The sequence below is a fragment of the Mycobacterium sp. genome (assembly GCF_008709575.1).
Taxonomy (GTDB): Bacteria; Actinomycetota; Actinomycetes; order Mycobacteriales; family Mycobacteriaceae; genus Mycobacterium.
On the sequence record NZ_VYIK01000444.1, the window covers coordinates 1 to 632 of the forward strand.

The 632-nt window shown below is 61.7% G+C and carries 1 protein-coding gene; it reads right to left on the bottom strand.

The window, feature by feature from the left end; genetic code table 11:
* Positions 1-91: 91 nt before the first annotated feature.
* On the bottom strand, positions 92-632 hold a 541-nt coding region (locus F6Q13_RS19495), incomplete at its 5' end, for a transposase (RefSeq protein WP_293060005.1).

Here is a 632-nt window from a genome sequence, read left to right on the forward strand (position 1 = left end):
CGTGCTGTTTTCGCTTTGTACAGTGGTGGTGTTTGGGCGGAGTTTCATGCCGCAAGAGCAATTGTCAATACCTGTGGATCGGGCCGTTTTTTCAGGCGGCCTCCTTCCCTGGCTCGTCAGCGTCCGATTCGTCGGGGCGCTCGACGAGCTTGCCGTTCTCGAAGCGGGCGCCGGCACGGACGAGGGCGACCAGGTGTGGCGCATTGACGGCGCGCCAGCGTGACTGGGCTGCCTCGATCAGCTTGTAGGCCATGGCGATTCCAGCTGCCCGCGAGCCCGGACCCTTGGTGATCTTGCTGCGGTTGCGTACGGTCGAAAAGGTGCTTTCGATGGGGTTTGTAGTGCGCAAATGCACCCAATGCTCGGCCGGGAAGTCGTAGAAGGCCAGCAGCTGATCCAGGTCGCCGGTGATCTTGGCGACCGCCTTGGGATACTTGGCGCCATAGGCTGCCTCGAACGCCTTCACCGCGTCGAGTGCATGGCGTTTGTCTTCGGCGTTCCAGATCTCCGCCAACGCTTTCTTCGCCCCAGAATGCGCCGACTTCGGCAGTGCAGCAACGATATTCGCGATCTTATGGAACCAGCAGCGCTGCTCTTTCGTCTCGGGGAACACCTCGCGCAGCGCCCCCCAA